General features: G+C 73.7%; 14 protein-coding genes. 4 read left to right on the top strand and 10 right to left on the bottom strand.

Features of this window, described 5'->3' with window-relative positions; translation table 11 throughout:
- Positions 1 to 66 precede the first annotated feature (66 nt).
- From ACFWP2_RS01885 to rsmH, 10 genes are all read right to left on the bottom strand, one after another.
- Entirely contained in the window at positions 67 to 843 is a 777-nt protein-coding gene (locus tag ACFWP2_RS01885) for a cell division protein FtsQ/DivIB (protein ID WP_380447231.1), read from the bottom strand.
- Entirely contained in the window at positions 836 to 1,942 is a 1,107-nt protein-coding gene (murG, locus tag ACFWP2_RS01880) for an undecaprenyldiphospho-muramoylpentapeptide beta-N-acetylglucosaminyltransferase (protein WP_359912813.1), read from the bottom strand. The genes ACFWP2_RS01885 and murG overlap by 8 nt, the downstream gene beginning before the upstream one ends.
- Positions 1,943 to 1,948: 6 nt before the next feature.
- The gene (gene ftsW / locus ACFWP2_RS01875) at positions 1,949 to 3,262 is read right to left on the bottom strand and encodes a putative lipid II flippase FtsW (RefSeq protein WP_380447496.1); all 1,314 of its coding nucleotides are present in this window, start codon (positions 3,260 to 3,262) and stop codon (positions 1,949 to 1,951) included.
- A gap of 101 nt (positions 3,263 to 3,363) precedes the next feature.
- Complete coding sequence (gene murD / locus ACFWP2_RS01870) at positions 3,364 to 4,839, bottom strand: UDP-N-acetylmuramoyl-L-alanine--D-glutamate ligase (protein ID WP_380447229.1); 1,476 nt, start codon at positions 4,837 to 4,839, stop codon at positions 3,364 to 3,366.
- The gene (gene mraY / locus ACFWP2_RS01865) at positions 4,836 to 5,897 is read right to left on the bottom strand and encodes a phospho-N-acetylmuramoyl-pentapeptide-transferase (protein WP_359827635.1); all 1,062 of its coding nucleotides are present in this window, start codon (positions 5,895 to 5,897) and stop codon (positions 4,836 to 4,838) included. The genes murD and mraY overlap by 4 nt, the downstream gene beginning before the upstream one ends.
- Complete coding sequence (gene murF / locus ACFWP2_RS01860) at positions 5,897 to 7,300, bottom strand: UDP-N-acetylmuramoyl-tripeptide--D-alanyl-D-alanine ligase (protein WP_380447226.1); 1,404 nt, start codon at positions 7,298 to 7,300, stop codon at positions 5,897 to 5,899. Before murF ends, mraY begins: the two co-directional genes overlap by 1 nt.
- On the bottom strand, positions 7,297 to 8,862 hold the full coding sequence (locus ACFWP2_RS01855; protein ID WP_380447224.1) for a UDP-N-acetylmuramoyl-L-alanyl-D-glutamate--2,6-diaminopimelate ligase: 1,566 nt from the start codon (positions 8,860 to 8,862) through the stop codon (positions 7,297 to 7,299). Before ACFWP2_RS01855 ends, murF begins: the two co-directional genes overlap by 4 nt.
- A gap of 94 nt (positions 8,863 to 8,956) precedes the next feature.
- Complete coding sequence (locus ACFWP2_RS01850; protein WP_380447222.1) at positions 8,957 to 11,179, bottom strand: penicillin-binding transpeptidase domain-containing protein; 2,223 nt, start codon at positions 11,177 to 11,179, stop codon at positions 8,957 to 8,959.
- A gap of 150 nt (positions 11,180 to 11,329) precedes the next feature.
- On the bottom strand, positions 11,330 to 11,827 hold the full coding sequence (locus tag ACFWP2_RS01845; protein WP_380447220.1) for a hypothetical protein: 498 nt from the start codon (positions 11,825 to 11,827) through the stop codon (positions 11,330 to 11,332).
- A gap of 156 nt (positions 11,828 to 11,983) precedes the next feature.
- A complete protein-coding gene (rsmH, locus tag ACFWP2_RS01840) occupies positions 11,984 to 12,958 on the bottom strand; it encodes a 16S rRNA (cytosine(1402)-N(4))-methyltransferase RsmH (RefSeq protein ID WP_380447218.1) in 975 nt (324 codons plus the stop codon).
- A gap of 558 nt (positions 12,959 to 13,516) precedes the next feature.
- Between rsmH and ACFWP2_RS01835 the strand changes: the two genes are divergently transcribed.
- The 4 genes from ACFWP2_RS01835 (at position 13,517) to ACFWP2_RS01820 (ending at position 19,149) form a co-directional block, all read left to right on the top strand.
- Complete coding sequence (locus tag ACFWP2_RS01835) at positions 13,517 to 14,059, top strand: beta-class carbonic anhydrase (RefSeq protein ID WP_380447216.1); 543 nt, start codon at positions 13,517 to 13,519, stop codon at positions 14,057 to 14,059.
- Between the two features lie 290 nt (positions 14,060 to 14,349).
- Complete coding sequence (locus tag ACFWP2_RS01830) at positions 14,350 to 15,399, top strand: AAA family ATPase (protein WP_380447214.1); 1,050 nt, start codon at positions 14,350 to 14,352, stop codon at positions 15,397 to 15,399.
- A gap of 1 nt (position 15,400) precedes the next feature.
- Complete coding sequence (locus ACFWP2_RS01825) at positions 15,401 to 16,723, top strand: DUF58 domain-containing protein (RefSeq protein WP_380447212.1); 1,323 nt, start codon at positions 15,401 to 15,403, stop codon at positions 16,721 to 16,723.
- Positions 16,720 to 19,149 carry a DUF3488 and DUF4129 domain-containing transglutaminase family protein gene (locus tag ACFWP2_RS01820; RefSeq protein WP_380447210.1) on the top strand — a complete coding sequence of 810 codons (2,430 nt, stop codon included), beginning with the start codon at positions 16,720 to 16,722 and terminating at the stop codon, positions 19,147 to 19,149. The genes ACFWP2_RS01825 and ACFWP2_RS01820 overlap by 4 nt, the downstream gene beginning before the upstream one ends.
- The last annotated feature ends 188 nt before the right edge of the window (positions 19,150 to 19,337 follow it).

Raw genomic sequence — 19,337 nt, 5'->3', positions numbered from 1 at the left:
GACCACCAAGAGTCGGGCCGACACTTCAAGGCGTCAACCCCTCCCTCAGGCAGAGAACCTACCGGATCATCCCGACACCGCCGGCGCCTCCGGCGCCGTCACGTCGAAGTTCGTGCCCTTCTGGTTCATCAGCGCGACGAGCACCCGGGCCTTCCGGTCGATCTGCTCCGGACTCCCCCAACGCACCGTCGCACCCCCGCTGAGCTGCAACTCGATGTCGTCGTACGAGTGCACCAGCACCGAGCCGGCCCGCTTGGCGACCTCCGGCGGCAGCCCGGCGGCCACCGCCACCGCGCCCTGCACCAACTGCGGACGGGAGATCACCCCGTCCACGTCGTTCGCCTGCTGACTGAGCCGCAGCTCGACCACCGGAACGCCCGCCGGCGGGGCCGGCTCGGTGGCGAAGCTCACGCCCCCGGCATCCACCTGGGTGAACTGGCCGTCATCCCCCTTGACGGCGGCCACCGCCCTGCGCTCGACGACCTTCACCCGCAGGGTGTGCGGCCAGCCCCGCCACACCTCGGCCTCGGCCACCCGGGGGATCCCCTCCACCCGGCGCCGGACGTCGTCCAGGTCCACGCGCGCCAGCGGGCCGTCGGCCAGCCCGCCGATCGCCCCGCGGACCTGGTCCGCCGTCAACTTGTCGTCGCTCGTCCCCTGGACCGCGACACTGCGCACGTCCAGGACCGAGGAGAGGAACACCAGCCAGGCCAGCACGCCGAGCACCGTGGCGCCGAGCACGCCCAGCACCACGATGCCCCGCCGGGAGAGCCGGAGGCGGGGAGCGGACTCCTCCACCTCCAGCTCCTCCTCCAACGGGTCGGCGAGCCGGCCGTCAGCCACGGCGGCGGCCGCCGCGGTGGGCCTGGATCGCCTCGTAGACCATGCCGACCAGCAGGTCGTCGGCGTCCCGGCGGCCGAACTCGGCGGCCGACCGGCTCATGTCCCACAGCCGCTGCGGGTCGGTGAGGACCGGCAGCACGTTCTGGAGCACCCAGTCCGGGGTCAGCTCGGCGTCGTCCACCAGCAGGCCGCCGCCGGCCTTGACCATCGGCTGGGCGTTCAGCCGCTGCTCGCCGTTGCCGATCGGCAGCGGGACGAAGGCGGCGGGCAGGCCGACGGCCGCCAGCTCGGCCACCGTCATGGCGCCGGCCCGGCAGAGCATCATGTCGGCGGCCGCGTAGGCGAGGTCCATCCGGTCCAGGTACGGCACCGGGCGGTACGGCGGCATCCCGGGGACGTCCGCCACCTGCGGCAGCTCGTTCTTCGGGCCGACGGCGTGCAGGATCTGCACGCCGTACTGCTGGAGCCGCGGGGCGATCGCGGTGATCGTCTCGTTGAGCCGGCGCGCGCCCTGGGAGCCGCCGGAGACCAGCAGGGTGGGCAGCCGCTGGTCGAGGCCGAAGTAGTGGCGGGCCTCGGGGCGGGCCGCGGCGCGGTCCAGGGTGGCGATGGTCCGGCGCAGCGGGATGCCGATGTACCGGGAGTCGCGCAGCTTGCTGTCCGGCGTGGAGACCGCGACGAAGTCGCTGTAGCGGGCGCCGATCTTGTTGGCCAGGCCCGGGCGGGCGTTCGCCTCGTGCACCACGATCGGCACGCCGGCCCGCTTGGCGGCCAGGTAGGCGGGCATCGCGACGTAGCCGCCGAAGCCGACCACGGCGTCCGCGTTGACCCGCTCGATGATCTCCTGGGCGGCCCGGACGGTGCCGCGCAGCCGGCCGGGGACGGTGATCAGCTCCGGGGTGGGCTTGCGGGGCAGCGGGACGGCCGGGATGAGCTCCAGCTGGTAGCCGCGCTCGGGGACCAGCCGGGTCTCCAGTCCGCGCTCGGTGCCCAGGGCGGTGATCCCGACGGACGGGTCGTGCCTGCGGAGGGCATCCGCGAGGGCCATGGCCGGCTCGATGTGACCGGCGGTCCCCCCGCCGGCGAGTACGACATGCACCGAAATTCACCGCTCCCTGCGTGCCGGCCCCGGGGCCGGGCGCGCTGTGGTTCGTCGTCGTGGCAGCACCCGGGCCAGTTGTCTCCTGATCCGGGAGTTCTTGCTCCGGGCGGCCAGGGCCGCCTTCGCGCCCGAGGAGCTGCGCGCCAGGCACAGCAGCACTCCGATCGCGGACAGGGCCGACAGCATGGCGGAACCGCCGTAGGAGAACAGCGGGAGCGGGACGCCCGCGATGGGCAGCAGTCCCAGCGCCGACCCCAGGTTGATCATGGCCTGCGCCATGATCCAGGTGGTGGCGGCTCCCGCGGCGTACCTGACGAAGGGGTCCTTCGTGCCGATGGCCACACGGATACCCGCGTAGCCTAGTGCCGCGAAGAGACCGAGGACCGACAGCGTCCCCACCAGACCGAGTTCCTCGCCGGTCGCGGCGAAGATGAAGTCGGTGTGCGCCTCGGGCAGCTGGCCCCATTTCTCCACGCCGGCGCCGAGGCCGGTGCCGAAGCCGCCGCCGTTGGCGAACGCGAAGACGCCGTGCAGGGCCTGGAAGCAGGCGCCCTCCGGGTCGATCTTGGTGACGCCGATGCAGCTCAGCCGCTCCGCCCGGTGCGGCACGGTGACCACCAGGGCGGTGCAGACCACCACCGCCACCCCGAGGGTGGCCACGAACAGCCGCAGCGGCGCGCCGACCATCCAGAGCAGCGCGAACACCATGGCCACCAGGATCATCGAGGTGCCCATGTCGCCGCCGAACATGATCAGCGCGAGCAGCAGCAGGGCCCCCGGCACCAGCGGCACCAGCAGGTGCTTCCACGAGTTGAGGGTGCCCGCCTTCTGCTTGCGGGCGAGCAGGTCGGCGCCCCAGAGCACCAGCGCGAGCTTGGCGAACTCCGAGGGCTGGAACTGGAAGAAGCCGAAATCCAGCCAGTTCTGGTTGCCGTTGATCCGCACCCCGATGCCGGGGATGGCGACCAGGGTGAGGGCGCCGATCACCCCGATCATCACCGGGTAGACGATCACCCGCAGCACCGCCACCGGGACAGAGGCGAAGCCGATCAGCAGGACCAGGCCGAGGATGGCCGCGATCAGCTGCTTGAGGAAGTAGTACTGCGCCGTGTGGTGCTGGTTCAGGGCGAGGATCTGCGAGGCCGAGAAGACCATCATCAGACCGAGCACGACCAGCAGCAGGGTGCTGCCGAGGACCAGCAGGTACGGGGTGAGCGGCCGGTCCAGCCAGTACCGGACCCGGGCCCGGAAGGCCTGGACCCGGGCCAGCGGACCGGCCGACTTGTACTTGGTCGTGGTGGCGGAGATCACTCTCATCGGCTCGGCGGCGTCCTGCTTCACAACACCGGAATCCGCTCTGCCCTGCCCCGCCACCGCTCCCCGCTCACTCTCTCCGTCCGACGTCCGCGCCGGACCGCCTACTCGCCCGCCAGCTCCCGGACGGACGCCGCGAAGAGGTCGCCGCGCTCGCCGTAGTTGGTGAACATGTCCATCGAGGCGCAGGCCGGCGCCAGCAGCACCGTGTCACCCGATCGGGCGAGCGACGCGGCCGTGCGAACGACCTCGGCCATCGCCACCGCGCCAGTCTGGCCCTCGGCCGCGTCGATCACCGGCACATCCGGAGCGTGTCGCTCCAGTGCCTCCCGGATCAGCCCCCGGTCCTCGCCGATCAGCACCACCGCGCGCAGCCGCTCGGCCGCGCCCTGCACCAGGTCGTCGAAGGTCGCGCCCTTGGCCAGGCCCCCGGCGATCCAGACGATCGGCCGGTAGGCGGCCAGCGAGGCGGCCGCCGCGTGGGTGTTGGTGGCCTTGGAGTCGTCGATGTACGTGACCTCGCGGACCACGCCGACCTCGGCGATCCGGTGGGCGTCCGGGCGGAAGGCCCGCAGGCCCTCCCGGACGGCCTTCGGCTCGACGCCGTACGCCCGGGCCAGCGCCGCCGCGGCGAGCGCGTTGGCGATGTTGTGCGGGGCCGGCGGGTTCACGTCCGCGACGGCGCCCAGCTCGGCCGCGTTCTTGGCCCGGTCCTCGACGAAGGCCCGGTCCACCAGCAGCCCGTCCACCACGCCGAAGTTCGACGGGCCGGGCGCGCCGAGGCCGAAGCCGATCGCCCGGCAGCCCTCCTCGACGTCGGCCTCGCGGACCAGCGCCTCGGTGGCCGGGTCGGCCAGGTTGTAGACGCAGGCGACGACGTTGCCCTCGTAGATCCGGCCCTTGTCGGCGGCGTACGCCTCCATCGAGCCGTGCCAGTCGAGGTGGTCCGGTGCCAGGTTGAGCACCGCCGCCGAGTACGGACGCAGCGAGGGCGCCCAGTGCAGCTGGTAGCTGGAGAGCTCGACGGCGAGCACGTCGTACGGCTCCTCGGCGAGCACCGCGTCCAGCACCGAGACCCCGACGTTGCCGACGGCGGCGGTGCGCTCGCCGGCGGCGGTGAGGATCGAGGCGAGCATCTGGACGGTGGTGGTCTTGCCGTTGGTGCCGGTGACGGCCAGCCAGGGGGCGGGCTCGCCGGTGCCGGGCAGCGGCTTGCGCAGCCGCCAGGCCAGCTCGACGTCGCCCCAGACGGGCACCCCGGCCGCCCCGGCGGCGGCGAACAGCGGGCTGTCCGGCGCCCAGCCGGGCGAGGTGACGATCAGCTCGGTGCCCTCGGGCAGGCTCGCGCCGTCGCCGAGCCGCACGGTGACGCCCAGCGCCTCCAGTTCGGCGGCCCGGGCGGCCAGGCCGGGCCCGCTGCCGCCGTCCACCACGGTGACCCGGGCGCCGAGGCCGTGCAGGACGCGCGCGGCGCTGATGCCCGAGACGCCGAGCCCGGCGACGACGACCGGCAGGCCGTCGAAGTCCGGGTTGGCCGGGTTCGGGCCGGTCAGGCCGGAGTCTGAGTCGGAGTCGGTCATCCGGTCACCCATCCCGCGTAGAACAGGCCGAGGCCGACGGCGACGCACAGGCCCTGGATGATCCAGAACCTGACCACGATCAGGACCTCGGTCCAGCCCTTGAGTTCGAAGTGGTGCTGTAGTGGCGCCATCTTGAAGACGCGCTTGCCGGTCATCCGGAAGGAGCCGACCTGGATGATCACCGAGAGGGTGATGATCACGTAGAGGCCGCCGAGCAGGGCGAGCAGCAGCTCGGTGCGGGAGCAGATCGCCAGACCGGCCAGGGCGCCGCCGAGGGCGAGCGAGCCGGTGTCACCCATGAAGATCTTGGCGGGCGAGGTGTTCCACCACAGGAAGCCGAAGCAGGAGCCCATCAGGGCGGAGGCCACGACGGCGAGGTCCAGGGGATCGCGGATGTCGTAGCAGTTGGCGGTCGCGGTGATGGCGTAGGCGCAGCTCTGGGTGTGCTCCCAGATGCCGATGAAGGTGTAGGCGCCGAAGACCATCACCGAGGCACCGGTGGCGAGGCCGTCCAGACCGTCCGTCAGGTTCACGCCGTTCGACATCGCCGCGATCATGAAGTACGCGAAGATGACGAACAGGACGGGGCCGATGGCCCACTTGAAGTCCCGGACGAAGGACAGGCTCTGGGACGCCGGGTTGAGGCCGCGGTCGTCCGGGAACTGCATCGCCAGGACGGCGAACCCGAGGCCGACGATCGACTGGCCGGCCAGCTTCGCCTTGGCCCGCAGGCCCAGCGAGCGGCGCTTGACCACCTTGATGTAGTCGTCCAGGAAGCCGACCAGGCCGAGGCCCGCGGTCAGGAAGAGCACCAGCAGCCCGGAGGCGGTCGGGCTCTCGCCCGTTATCGCCTTCGTGGCGAAGTACGCGATCAGGGTCGCCAGGATGAAGGCGATGCCGCCCATGGTGGGCGTGCCCTTCTTGCTGTGGTGCGCCTTGGGGCCGTCGTCACGGATGTACTGGCCGTAGCCGTGCTTCGCGAGCACCTTGATCAGGGCCGGGGTGCCGAGCAGCGACAGGATGAGACCGATCATCCCGGAGAAAAGGATCTGCTTCATTACTCGGCCACACCGTCCGCCAGGAGGGCCTCGGCCACCTTCTCCAGCCCCACCGAACGGGAAGCCTTCACCAGGACCACATCCCCCGGCCGAAGCTGACTGCGCAGCAGCTCGACCGCCGCGTCCGCGTCGGACACCAGCACCGACTCCTCACCCCACGAACCTTCGTTCCTCGCGCCGAGTTCCATGCAGGCCGCCTCGCGTCCGCCGACCGCCACCAGCTTGGTGACGTCGAGCCGGACGGCGAGCCGCCCGATGGCGTCGTGCTCGGCCAGGCTCTCCTCGCCGAGCTCCCGCATCTCGCCGAGCACCGCCCAGGTGCGGCGGCGCTCCGGACCCCGGCCCCCCATCGAGACCAGCGCCCGCAGCGCGGCCCGCATCGAGTCGGGGTTCGCGTTGTAGGCGTCGTTCACGACGGTGACACCATCGGCCCGGTCGACGACCTCCATGCGCCAGCGGGACAGCGCACCCGCTTCGCCCAGGGCTGCCGCGGTGTCGTCGACGGACATCCCGAGCTCCACCGCCACCGCGGCGGCGGCGAGGGCGTTCGAGACGTGGTGCTCACCGTACAGGCGCAGCCGCACGGGCGCGGAACCGGCCGGGGTGGTGAGCGTGAACGATGGCCGGCCGGTGGCGTCCAGGCGAACGTCGGTGGCCCGTACGTGGGCGTCCGGGGATTCCCCGAACAGGACCACCTTCGCCCTGGTGCGGGAGGCCATCGCGCGCACCAGCCGGTCGTCCGCGTTGAGGATCGCGGCGCCGTCGGCGGGCAGCGACTCGACCAGTTCGCCCTTGGCCTCGGCGATCGCCTCCTGCGAGCCGAACTCGCCGACGTGGGCGGTGCCGACGTTGAGGACCAGGCCGATCCGGGGCGGGGTGATCGAGGTGAGGTACTCGATGTCGCCCTTGTGCCGGGCGCCCATCTCCATGACCAGGTGCCGGGTGCCGGCCTCGACCCGCAGCGCGGTCATCGGGTGGCCGATCTCGTTGTTGAGCGAGCCGGGCGGGTAGACGGTCTCGCCGTGGCGCTGGAGCAGCTGGGCGATCAGGTCCTTGGTGCTGGTCTTGCCGGCCGAGCCGGTCAGCGCGACCACGGCGGTGCCCTCGGCGCGGGCGACCACGGCGCGGGCCAGCCGGCCGAGCGCCTCCACCACACTGTCGACCAGGACGGCGGGCACGCCGACCGGACGGGAGGCCAGCACCGCGACGGCGCCGTCCGCGACCGCCTTGGCCGCGTAGTCGTGGCCGTCCACGTGCTCACCGACGAAGGCCGCGAACAGGCCGCCGGGGTTCACCTTCCGCGAGTCGACCTCGACCAGGCCGGTGACCAGGGCGTCCGGGTCGGCGCCGTCCAGCGTGCCTCCGACGGCGGCGGCCACCTCGGCGAGGGTCAGTGCGATCACTGCTGCTCTACTCCTCGGTCGCCCCGTACGGCCGTGGTCTGCGCGATGGATTCGCGCAGCACCTCCCGGTCGTCGAAGGGGCGGATCTCGTCTCGTACGTACTGACCGAGCTCGTGGCCCTTGCCGGCCACCAGCACGGTGTCCCCCGCCCGGGCACCGGCGACGGCGAGCCCGATCGCCTCGGCCCGGTCGGGGACGACCAGGACGGTCCCGCGCTCGGCCTCGGGCACCGCGGCGGCGCCGGTCAGCATGGTGGCGAGGATCGCCAGCGGGTCCTCGCTGCGCGGGTTGTCGCTAGTCAGCAGGGCGGTGTCGGCCAGGCGGGCGGCGATGGCGCCCATCGGACCGCGCTTGTGCGGGTCGCGGTCGCCGCCGCAGCCGACCACGACGTGCAGCCGGCCCTCGGTGACCTCGCGCAGCGAGGCGAGGACGGCCTGGAGGGCGTCCGGCTTGTGCGCGTAGTCGACGACGGCGACGAACGGCTGTCCGGCGTCCACCCGCTCCAGCCGGCCGGGCACGCCGGGGACGGCGGCGACCCCGGCCACGGCCCGCTCCAGCGGCAGCCCGGCGGCGACCAGCACGGTGATCGCGGCGAGCGCGTTGGCGACGTTGAACGGGCCGGGCAGTGGGACGGCGGCCTCGGCCTCGGCGCCGTCCGGGCCGACGACCCGGAAGGTGGAGCCGACCGGCCCGAGCCGGACGTCCAGGGCCCGCCAGTCGGCCCCGGCGGCGCCGGTGGCCGAGAAGGTGGTCACCGGGATCTTGGCCTCGGCGGCGAGCCGGCGGCCGTACTCGTCGTCCACGTTGACCACGCCGTGGCGGGACTTGCCGGGCTGGAAGAGCCGGGCCTTCGCCTGGAAGTAGTCCTCCATGTCCGGGTGGAAGTCGAGGTGCTCGGGGGTCAGGTTGTTGAACAGCGCCACGTCGTACACGACGCCGTCGGTGCGGCCGAAGACCAGGGCGTGGCTGGAGACCTCCATGGTCACCGCGTCGGCGCCGCGCTCGGCCATCACACCGAGGATCGCGTGCAGGTCGGTGGCCTCGGGGGTGGTGCGCTCGCTCTTGATCCGCTCCTCGCCGACCCGCATCTCGACGGTGCCGATCACGCCCGGGCTGCGCCCGGCGCCGCGCAGGCCGCCCTCGACCAGGTACGAGGTGGTGGTCTTGCCGTTGGTGCCGGTCAGCCCGAGCATCAGCAGCCGCCCGGAGGGACGGCCGTAGACGATCGCGGCCAGCTCGCCCATCACGGCCCGCGGCCGGTCGACGACCAGCAGCGGCAGGCCGGTGGCGGCCGCGAGCTCGGCGCCGGCCGGGTCGGTGAGCACCGCCACCGCGCCGGACTCCGCGGCCTTGGCCGCGAAGGCCGCGCCGTGGTGGTTGGCGCCCGGGAAGGCCACGTACACGTCGCCCGGGCGGACCGCGCGGGAGTCGTGGGTGACACCGCTGACGGCGCCGCCCTCGACGGGCGGCAGGCCCAGTTCGGCGGCCAGCTCGGCGAGCGGCAGGGCGGTGGTCCCGGTCGGGCGGGGTGGACTCACGGTGGTTTGATCGGGTTTCGGCACGGCGGGAAGGCTATCCGCCGAAGGGTGTCCAGGGCCAAACCGGCCCTTCGCCGCGCCGCGCTCCAGCCCGGCCCGCTCGTCGCTCATCGCTCGCTCACGGCTTCCACTCGACGGCCAGGTTGGGCGCCGGGCTGCCGCTCGGCGGGACCTGCATGGTCTTCAGGGTGAACTCCATCACCTGCTTGAACACCGGGCCGCACAGCTGGCCGCCGAAGTGGCCGTTGACCGGGCCCTGGAGGGTGCAGGAGACGGTGTACCGGGGGGCGTCGGCGGGGGCGAAGCCGATGAAGGAGGCGGTGTAGCCGTCGTATCCGACGCCGTTGGCGGCGCCCCGGTTGGCGGTGCCGGTCTTGCCGGCGACCCGGTAGCCGGGGATGGCCGCCTTGCCGCCGGTGCCCTGCTCGTCGTCGACGACCGACTCCAGCATCGAGGTGAGGGTCTTGGCCGTCTCCGGGGAGACCACCCGGGTCTGCTCCCCCGGCGCGGTCGGCGTGTAGGCGCCGTTCGGGTCGGTGACGCCCTGGACGATGCTGGGCGCGACCCGCACCCCGCCGTTGGCGATGGTCGAGTAGACCGAGGTGGCCTGCAACGCGTTCATCTGCATCGGGCCCTGGCCGAAGGAGATGTTGTACTTCTCCGAGGCGACCAGGTCCTCCGGCTTCTTGAGCATCCCCTGGGCCTCCCCGGGGAAGCCCAGGCCGGTCGGCTGGGCCACGCCGAACTTGCGCATGTAGCCGTCCAGCACCTGGTTGGCCTTCAGCTGGTCGCCGTCGCCGAGGGTCTCGACCGCCTCGATGGTGCCGATGTTCGAGGACTTGGCGAGCACCCCGGCCAGGGTCAGGTACCAGGTGCCGTGGAAGACGTCGTCCTTGAACTGCTGCCCGGCCCGGACCAGCGGGTACGGCACGGTGACCTTGGTGTCCCAGGTGGCCTTGCCGGTGTCGAGGACGGCGGCCAGGCTCATCAGCTTGGCGGTGCTGCCCGGCTCGTACGCGTCGACCAGGGCGGGGTTGCCCAGCTGCTCCGGCTTGGACAGGCTCAGGTCGTTCGGGTTGAAGCCGGGCGCGGAGGCCATCGCGAGGACCTGTCCGGTCTTCACGTCCTGGACCACCACGTAGCCCTTCTCCGCGCCGGAGTTGGCCACCTGGTCGGTGATCGCCCGCTGGGCGGCCCACTGGATGTCCCGGTTGACGGTCAGCTTCACGTCGCTGCCCGCCACGGCCGGCTCCATCGAACCGCCGGCGGTGGGCACCAGCCGCCCGCCCGACTGGGCGTAGCTGCTGTGGCCGTCCTTGCCGGCCAGCAGCTTCTGGTACTGGAGCTCCAGGCCGCCGGCGCCCTCGCCCTCGGCGTTGACGAAGCCGACCAGGTTCGCCGCCAGCCCGTCCGCCGGGTAGATCCGCTTCTGGGTCTCCCGGTTGAACACCCCGGCCAGCGGGTTGGCGCACTCGTTGTCCACCCGGGTGCGGCCGCCCTGGTCGGCGGGCTTGCCGAGCAGCTTCTTCTGGGCCTGGCAGGCCCGCGAGCCGGCCTGCTTCTCCAGTCCCGACTTGAGGTCGCTGATCTGCTTCTTGGCGGCCGGGGTCTGCTGGGCCGCGAGCCGCTTGTAACGGCTCTTGGGGGTGTGGAGGTCGGCGGCGATCTTCTCCCTGGGCACGCCGAGGATCGGCGACAGCAGCGCGGCCGCCTGCTCCGGCGCGTCCGGGATGCCGGTCGCCTCCGGGGTGAACATCGCCGGGTCGGCGGTGATGTCGTACGCGTCGACGGTCGCCGCCAGCGCGACGCCGTCGGAGGACGTTATCGAGCCGCGTTCGGCGGTGATCGGGATGTTCAGGTAGCGGTTGGTGTTGGCGTCGGCGGCCAGCGCGTCGGCGTCCACCAGCTGGAGCTGCACCAGGCGCCCCGCGAAGACGGAGAACACCAGCGACAGCACGATGGTGATCACCCGCAGCCGGCGCTTCGGCTCGGCCAGCTTGAGCGCCTTGGGGCGCGACGACGGACGGCTCCTCGGCCGCACCGCCGCCTGGCTGCGGGCCGGCGGGCGCCCCTCGGGGCGGCGCTGCTGCGGCGCCCGCGGGGTACGGCCGACGGAGGCCGACTTGGCGGGCTGGGCCTTGGCCGACTGGCTGCGCGCGGGCTGCGCCTTGGCCGGCTGACCCTTCGGGGGCTGGCTCCGCACGGGCTGCGCCTTGGCCGGCTGACCCTTCGCGGGCTGACTGCGGCCGGAGCCGGACTGCGCGCGCGGCGCTCCGCTGCGGGGCACCGGGCGGCGGCCGTTGCCGCCGGAACCGCCGGTGGGCTGACGTGGGGTACTCATGCGCCCGCCTCGCTTCGCTCGGCAGGGGCATTCGCCCACACGCGCCTCTTGACGATTCGCTCGCTCCGCTCGCTCATGCGCCCGCCTCGCTTCGCTCGGCAGGGGCATGCGCCCACACGTGCCTTCTGACGATCCGCTCGTTCCGCTCGTTCACCGACCGGCACCCCCGCTCGGCTTCGCGCCCGCGGCGGGCGCGACCGGGTTGAGCTGGATCACCGAGTCACCGGCGGACGCCGCCGGGGCCGACGCCGGCGGCGGGGCGGCCGGCGACGGGGCGCCGCCCGGCTGCGGCGCGGCCGGCGACGGCCCGGCGCCGGGCTGGGCCTTGGTCGGCCACGGCTCGGCCGTGGAGCGCTTGACCGGCGGGCTGTCCTGCGCCGGGCCCGGGGTGCCGACCACCTTGCCGCCGTTCGGGACGTCCAGGAAGGCCATGCCGCCGGCCGGGATCATGCCGAGCTCGGCCGCCCGCCTGGCCAGCGCGTCCGGGGCCGAGCTCTTGTCGATCTCGTGCTGGAGGCTCTGCTGCTCGTCGGTCGCCACGGTGGTCTGCTTCTGCAGCCGGGACAGCTCGAAGGAGCCCTCGTTGAGCGCGGTGTTCAGCGCGAGCAGGCCGAGCAGCCCGGCCGCCAGCAGCACCACGATGAGCACCGCGAACGGCGTGCGCCGCCGTACCGGGCGCCTGCCCGGCCGGACCGTGATCCGCGCCCTGCCCTGCCCGGGGAGTCCTCCCCGCCCCGCCCGGACCTCACCGGCCACCGGCCCCACCGCTCTCCTCCGCCCTTCGGACCCCGCCGGGCCGGTTCGTCAGCCCCGCTTGCTTCGGTCCCTGATCCTCTCCGCCACCCGCAGCCGCACGGGCGCGGCGCGCCGGTTCTCCTCGATCTCCTCCTCGGTGGCCAGCTCGGCACCGCGAGTGATCAGTTTGAGCCAGGGCTGGTGCTCCTCCGGGATGAACGGCAGCCCGGGCGGGGCGGTGCTGGTCGCACCGGCGGCGAGGTACTGCTTGACCAGCCGGTCCTCCAGCGACTGGTAGGACATCACCACGATCCGGCCGCCCACCGCGAGGACGTCCAGCGCGCCGGGGATCGCCCGGTCCAGGACCTCCAGCTCGCCGTTGACCTCGATCCGCAGCGCCTGGAACGTCCGCTTGGCCGGGTTCCCGCCGGTCCGACGCGTCGCCGCCGGGATGGCGTTGCGCACCAACTCGACCAGACGCGCGCTGTTGGTGAACGGTTCCTTCTCCCGCTCCCGCAGGATCGCCGAGGCGATCTTCCCGGCGAACCGCTCCTCGCCGTACACCTTGAGGATCCGGGCCAGGTCGCCGTGGCTGTAGGTGTTCAGCACCTCCGCCGCGCTGATCCCCCGGGTCTGGTCCATCCGCATGTCCAGCGGCGCGTCCTGCGCGTACGCGAAGCCGCGCTCCGCCTCGTCCAGCTGCATCGAGGAGACGCCGAGGTCGAACAGGACGCCGTCCACCTCGTCGATGCCCAGGCGCTCCAGCACCTCGGGGATCTCGTCGTAGACGGCGTGCACCAGGGTGGCCCGGTCGCCGAACGGCGCCAGCCGCTCGCCGGACAGCTTCAGCGCCGCCGGGTCGCGGTCCACCGCGACCAGCCGCACGTCCGGGAACTGGGTCAGCAGCGCCTCGCTGTGCCCGCCGAGGCCGAGGGTGGCGTCCACCACGACGGCTCCGGGGCGCGAGATCGCCGGGGCCAGCGCGTCCATGCACCGCTGGAGCATCACCGGAACGTGCTTGGGGCCCGGTTCGTTGGTGGTCATGCGCGGTGGCGCCCTTCCTCGGTGCGGAGCAGCCCGACGTCCGGGAGCTGCGACCATTCTCGCCCACCGCGCCCCGGCACGACGAAGCGGCCCGTGGTCCCCGCCCGCTCGAGGGGAAGATCGTGACCGCCCGGCGCCGGGGAAGGTGCGCCAGGTGGGCACGGAGCGGGAGGAGGCCACGGGCCGCGTCGACCGGGCCGCACCGGCCGGGGAGGCCCCGTTGACGGGCCCCGGCGGGTGTGCTCCACTGCGCCGCAAACTCTATCGCGCGGGCCTTGCCAGTCAATGGTCCGCTCCGGCGCACCACCCGGGCGGCGGTACGGATCACCGCAGGTCGCAGCCGTGGGGGTGGACCTGTGGCGGCGGGGACCGGGGGCCTTCGGCGGCGGGCGCGCGCCCCCTGTCCGCCCCGCGTGCGGGTCACCCGGCACCCGTCCGGACCAGCCCGGTACCAGCTCGGACAAACCCTCCCGTTGTGGCTATGCGCTCGATCACAGCGCCCGGTTCTGTAGCCCATCGCCCCACCGCGCGGGCCCGATCCGCACTAACGTCGCCCCCATGACAGTGACTCCTGACCGGCCCTCGCCGAACGCCGCTGCCGCCCCCGCCAGACCCACCGTCATCGACCGCTTCGTCACGGCCAACCGCACCTACGCCGTGACCTTCCGGGACGGCGGGATGGACGCCCGTCCGGTGCAGAAGATCGCCGTGGTCGCCTGCATGGACGCCCGCCTCGACCTGTTCGCCGCGCTCGGCCTCGAACTCGGCGACGCCCACGTCATCCGCAACGCCGGAGGCGTCGTCACCGACGACACCATCCGGTCCCTGACCATCAGCCAGCGCGCCCTCGGCACCCGCTCGATCGCGCTGATCCACCACACCGGCTGCGGCCTGCTCGGGCTCACCGAGGACTTCCGCCGCGAGCTGGAGCTGGAGGTCGGCCAGCGCCCGCAGTGGGCGGTGGAGGCCTTCGTCGACCTGGACGGCGACGTCCGCCAGTCCATGCAGCGCGTCCGCACCTCTCCCTTCCTGCTGCACACCGACGACGTCCGCGGCTTCGTCTTCGACGTCCACACCGGCCTGCTGCGCGAGATCGACTGAGTTCTCCGCCCCGCTCGTCCCCGGGCGGGTCACAGCCCGCCCGGAGGCGAGCGGGCACGTCACCGCCGTCCGGTCATTCGGGCGTCGCCGAATGGTGACTTCTGGCCACCCCGCAGGGGAGAATGCGCCTGCCGGTCGGACCCCGAACCACCTGGGGCGGCCAGGCCGCAGGCCGCCTTTCCCGGCGCCGGCTCCTCCTTCGGAACCGCCCCCGGGACGGCCGCGTCAAGCATGGGGTGGGGCCCGGCCTCGGGACGGGGCGGGCACAGGGTGCCAGGGAGCGTAAACGGGTGACGAGCTACAACGATCAGGCCGGACTCGGCAGTCCTGCGGGGGGCGAGCAGCAGAGGGCGAACGGGTACCGGCCGGTCGGGCTCCCCGAGCTCGCCGCGGTCGTCGACCGCGTCCGCGCCAACGTCGAGAGCGTGATCGAGGGCAAGCCGGAGGCCGTCCGGATCGCCCTGACCGTCCTGCTCGCCGAGGGCCACCTGCTGCTGGAGGACGTGCCCGGCGTCGGCAAGACCATGCTGGCCAAGGCGCTCGCCCGCTCGCTCGACTGCACCGTGCGCCGCATCCAGTTCACGCCCGACCTGCTGCCCTCGGACGTCACCGGCACCAACATCTACGACCAGCAGCGGCACGACTTCGAGTTCCGCCCGGGCGCGATCTTCGCCCAGGTCGTGGTCGGCGACGAGATCAACCGCGCCTCGCCCAAGACCCAGTCCGCGCTGCTGGAGTCCATGGAGGAGCGTCAGGTCACCATCGACGGCACCAGCTACGAGCTGCCCTCGCCGTTCATGGTCGTGGCCACCCAGAACCCGGTCGAGATGGAGGGCACCTACCCGCTGCCGGAGGCCCAGCGCGACCGCTTCATGGCCCGGATCTCGATCGGCTACCCCAGCCCCGAGGCCGAGCTCGCCATGCTGGACGTGCACGCCGGCGCCAGCCCGCTGGAGGACCTCCAGCCGGTCGCGCACGCCTCCGACATCCTCAAGCTGATCGACGTGGTCCGCGGCGTGCACATCGCCGACCCGGTCCGCCGCTACGCCGTCGACCTGGTCGGCGCCACCCGCACCAGCCCGGAGCTGCGCCTGGGCGCCTCGCCGCGCGCCACCCTGCACCTGGTCCGGGCCGCCCGCGCCGCCGCCGCGCTGGACGGGCGCGACTACGTCACCCCGGACGACATCCAGCGCCTCGCCGTCCCGGTCCTGGCGCACCGTCTGATGCCGACCGCCGAGACCCAGCTCAGCCGCCGCACCTCCGAGCAGATCGTGGCCGACCTGGTCGCCCGGCTGCCGCTGCCGCGCCCGCAGGGCGGCCCGGCCGTCCGGAGGGGCTGAGGTGGCCCAGTCCGACTCCGCTTCGGGACTGCGGGCCGGGTTCCGCGGTCTCACCACCCGGGGGCGGTCCTTCCTCGCCGCCGGGGTCACCGCGGTGGTCTGCTCCTACCTGCTCGACCAGGACGCCCTGCTGCGCGTCGGCGTCCTGCTCGCCGCGCTGCCGCTGGTCGCCGTGGTGGTGGTCGCCAACACCCGCTACCGGGTGGCCAGCGGACGCCGGCTCAGCCCGCGCCGGGCGGTCGCCGGCCAGGAGGCCCGGGTCCACCTGCGGGTCGACAACGTCTCCCGGGTGCCCACCGGCGTGCTGCTGCTGGAGGACAAGGTCCCGTACGTGCTCGGGCCGCGCCCGCGCTTCGTGCTGGACCGGGTCGAGCCGCGCGGCCACCGCGAGGTCTCCTACCGGGTCCGCTCCGACCTGCGCGGCCGCTTCCCGCTCGGGCCGCTCCAGCTGCGCCTGTCCGACCCGTTCGGGATGTGCGAGGTGACCCGCGCCTTCACCGCCTCCGACGTCCTCACCGTCGTCCCCCAGGTCCAGCCGCTGCCGGCGGTACGGCTCAGCGGCGAGTGGATCGGCCAGGGCGAGAGCCGCAGCCGCACCCTGGCGCTGGCCGGCGACGACGACGTGATCCTGCGCGAGTACCGGCCCGGCGACGACCTGCGCCGGGTGCACTGGCGCTCCACCGCCCGCTACGGCGAGCTGATGGTGCGCCGCGAGGAGCAGCCCCAGCAGGCCCGGGCGACCGTCCTGCTGGACACCCGGGAGATCGCCCACCGGGGCAGCGGCCCCGCCTCCTCCTTCGAGTGGGCCATCGCCTGCGCCGCCTCCGTCGCCGTCCACCTGCTGGAGCGCGGCTACCAGACCAGGCTGCTCACCGACACCGGGCAGTCGGTGCCCGGGCCGGGTGCGGGCGGCAGCCACAGCGGCGCCGACACCTCCGGGCTGATCCTGGACGCCCTCGCCGTCGCCGACCTGTCCGACGGCGGCACCCTCTCGCGCGCCGAGGATCCGCTGCGGGCCGGCGGCGAGGGCCTGCTGGTCGCCGTCCTCGGCGACCTGGACGACGCCCAGGCCACCCGGCTGGGCCGGCTGCGCAGCCGCGCCGGCGGGGCGATCGCCTTCCTGCTGGACACCGGCACCTGGGCCGGCCTGCGGATGCTCGCCCCGGACACCGGCGGCGACGACTTCCGGGCCCGGGTCCAGCAGCTGCGCGAATCCGGCTGGACGGTGATCCCGGTGCGTGCCGGGGACTCCGTCCCGGACCTGTGGCGGGCCGCCGACGGCAGCAGGACGACCGCCCCCTACCGAGAAGAGGCCGGCGCGTGACCACCCGGGCCAAACTGACCGCGTACTCGGCGCTGGCCACCGCCCTCGCCTCGCTGTGCATGATGCCGCTGCTCACCACCCGCAGCTGGTTCACCCACGCCCTCCTGGTGATCGCCGTGATCGCCGCGGTCGGCGCCGGGCTGCGCCGTTCCCCGCTGTACCGCTGGACGGTGCCGGTCGGGCAGCTGCTGGTGCTGTTCCTGCTGATGCTGCTCGGCTTCGCGGGCGCCGGCGGGGTGCTGCCCGGGCCGTCCACGTTGCGGGTCCTGGACCAGGTCCTCGCCTCCGGCCTGGACGACATACAGCAGTACGCCATCCCGGCTCCGCCCACCGCCGGACTGCGGCTGATCCTGGTGTCGGCGATCGGCCTGATCACCGTCGCGGTGGACACCGTCGCGGTGACCTACCGGCGCTCGGCGCTGGCCGGGCTGCCGCTGCTGGCCCTGTACTCGGTCGGCAACGGCCTGGCCGGGGAGCACGGCAGCTGGGTCTGGTTCGCCGTCGCCGCCCTCGGCTACCTCCTGCTGCTGTTCGCCGAGGGCCAGGACCGGGTCTCCCGCTGGGGCCGGGTCTTCTACGGCGGCGCGCGCGGCTCGGTGGAGTCCGGCCGGGTCAGCCCGGGCGGCCGGCAGGTCGGTGTGCTGGCCCTGGCGGTGGCGCTGCTGCTGCCGGTGGTCCTGCCGCACTGGAGCTCAGGGCTGCTGACCTCCGGCTCCGGCGGCTCGAAGGGCAAGGGCGTCGGCGGGAGCCTGTCGACCAGCCTCGACCCGCTGGTCAGCCTGGAGGCCGCGGTCACCAAGCCGACCGACGCGGAGCTGCTCACCTACACCATGGACAGCCCGCTGGCCGACCAGACCTACCTGCGGACCGGCTCGCTCGACCAGTTCGACGGCACCAACTGGAAGCTCGGCAGCACCACGGTCAACGACCTGCCGGCCACGCTGCCCGCCCCCGAGGGCCTGCGCAACACCCAGCTCCCCCGGATCGAGGTCGACGTCAAGGTCGACGAGCGGCTGGGGGGGAGCTGGCTGCCGATGCCCTACCCGGCCGCTTCCGTCCAGGTCCCCGACCCCGGCGACTGGAGGCTCGACCCGCTGACCCGCACCGTCCTGCCGGCCGACGACAAGGCACTCCGCGGCCTGCGCTACCACGTCAGCGCCCTCGACGTGCGGCCCACCGCCACCGAGCTGCGCCTCGCCGGCACCGCGCCGCAGGACATCAGGGAGCACTACACCGCCCTCCCGGCCGACCTGCCGTCGGTGGTCACCGAGAAGGCCACGGCCGTCACCGCGGGCGCGCAGAACGACTACGACCGGGCGACGGCACTGGTCAACTGGTTCACCGGGCCGAACTTCACGTACGACACCTCGGTCAACGGCGGCACCGGCAGCAACGCCATCTCCGTCTTCCTGCGCGACCGCCGGGGGTTCTGCGTGCACTTCGCCTCCACCATGGCGGCGATGGCCCGGACGCTGAAGATCCCGGCCCGGGTGGCCGTGGGCTTCACCCCCGGCGACAGCAAGGGCAACGACGTCTACTCGGTGACCGGCCGGATGTACCACGCCTGGCCCGAGCTGTACTTCGCGGGCTACGGCTGGCTGCGCTTCGAGCCGACCCCGAGCCGCGGCGTCCCGGCCCGCTACACCGAGGCGTCCAGCGTGCCGACCGCCGCGCCGACCCAGCAGGCGACCGCCGCCCCGCAGACCGGCTCGGCCGCCCCGGCGCCGACCTCCGGCTCGGACTGCACCCCCAAGCAGCGCCAGCTGGGCGAGTGCGACACCAAGGGCAAGGCCGTCGCCAAGTCCGCCGAGGAGTCCTGGCTGCTCTCCGGCCAGGTGCTCGGCACCCTGGCCGCGGTGCTCGTGCTGCTCGCACTGCTGCTCGCCCCGATGCTCTGGCGCGCCGCCGTGCGCCGTCGCCGGCTGGGCGGCGGCGGCCGGCGCGGGCCCGGCGGGAGCGGGCCGGCGGAGCTGACCGACGCCCAGGTGCTGGCCGCCTGGGACGAGCTGATCGACTCCGCCTGGGACCTCGGAATTCCCCCGGACGAGTCACGCACCCCGCGGTCGGCGGCCCGCCGGATCACCGAGGAGGCGCACCTGGACGCGGACTCGGCGGCCGCCACCGGCCGGCTGGCGCTGGCCACCGAGCGGGTGCTCTACGCCCCGCCCGGACAGCCCGCCACGGAGCCGCTGGCCTCCGACGTGCGCACCGTCCGGCGCGGGCTGCGGGCGAGCGCCGGCCGGGCCGGGCGGACCAGGGCGCTGCTGCTGCCGCCGTCCTCGGCCCAGCTGTGGTGGCGGATCTCCGACGCCGTGCGGGCGGCCCGGGCGGCGCTCGGCACCCGGGCCGGCCGGGTGGCCGAGGCGGTCCGCACGCCGGTGCGGCGGGTCTTCACCCGGCGCAAGCGCTCCACGCCGGGGTCGTGACGGGCGCGCCCGTGACGGCACGCCGGTGATGCCGGGATCCTGATGCCGGGGCCCTGATGCCGGGGTCCTGGTCCGGACACGAAGCCGGGGCGGGGGGGGGGGGGGGAGGCCCCCCCCCCCGCGGGCGGGTTGGGTGGGGCCGGGCCCGGGTCGTATAAAAAAAAAACAGCCCACCACAAAACAGAACA

Origin of the sequence: Kitasatospora sp. NPDC058444 (assembly GCF_042721415.1) — a bacterium.
Classification (GTDB): Bacteria; Actinomycetota; Actinomycetes; order Streptomycetales; family Streptomycetaceae; genus Kitasatospora.
The sequence above is the reverse complement of the archived record's forward strand: the minus strand, read 5'-3'. Positions and strand labels throughout refer to the sequence as shown.

Coding starts and splice junctions, on each gene's coding strand:
- ftsW (WP_380447496.1), bottom strand. CDS start 3,262: ATGAGAGTGATCTCCGCCACCACGACCAAGTACAAGTCGGCCGGTCCG.
- murD (WP_380447229.1), bottom strand. CDS start 4,839: ATGACCGACTCCGACTCAGACTCCGGCCTGACCGGCCCGAACCCGGCC.
- mraY (WP_359827635.1), bottom strand. CDS start 5,897: ATGAAGCAGATCCTTTTCTCCGGGATGATCGGTCTCATCCTGTCGCTG.
- ACFWP2_RS01850 (WP_380447222.1), bottom strand. CDS start 11,179: ATGAGTACCCCACGTCAGCCCACCGGCGGTTCCGGCGGCAACGGCCGC.
- rsmH (WP_380447218.1), bottom strand. CDS start 12,958: ATGACCACCAACGAACCGGGCCCCAAGCACGTTCCGGTGATGCTCCAG.
- ACFWP2_RS01835 (WP_380447216.1), top strand. CDS start 13,517: ATGACAGTGACTCCTGACCGGCCCTCGCCGAACGCCGCTGCCGCCCCC.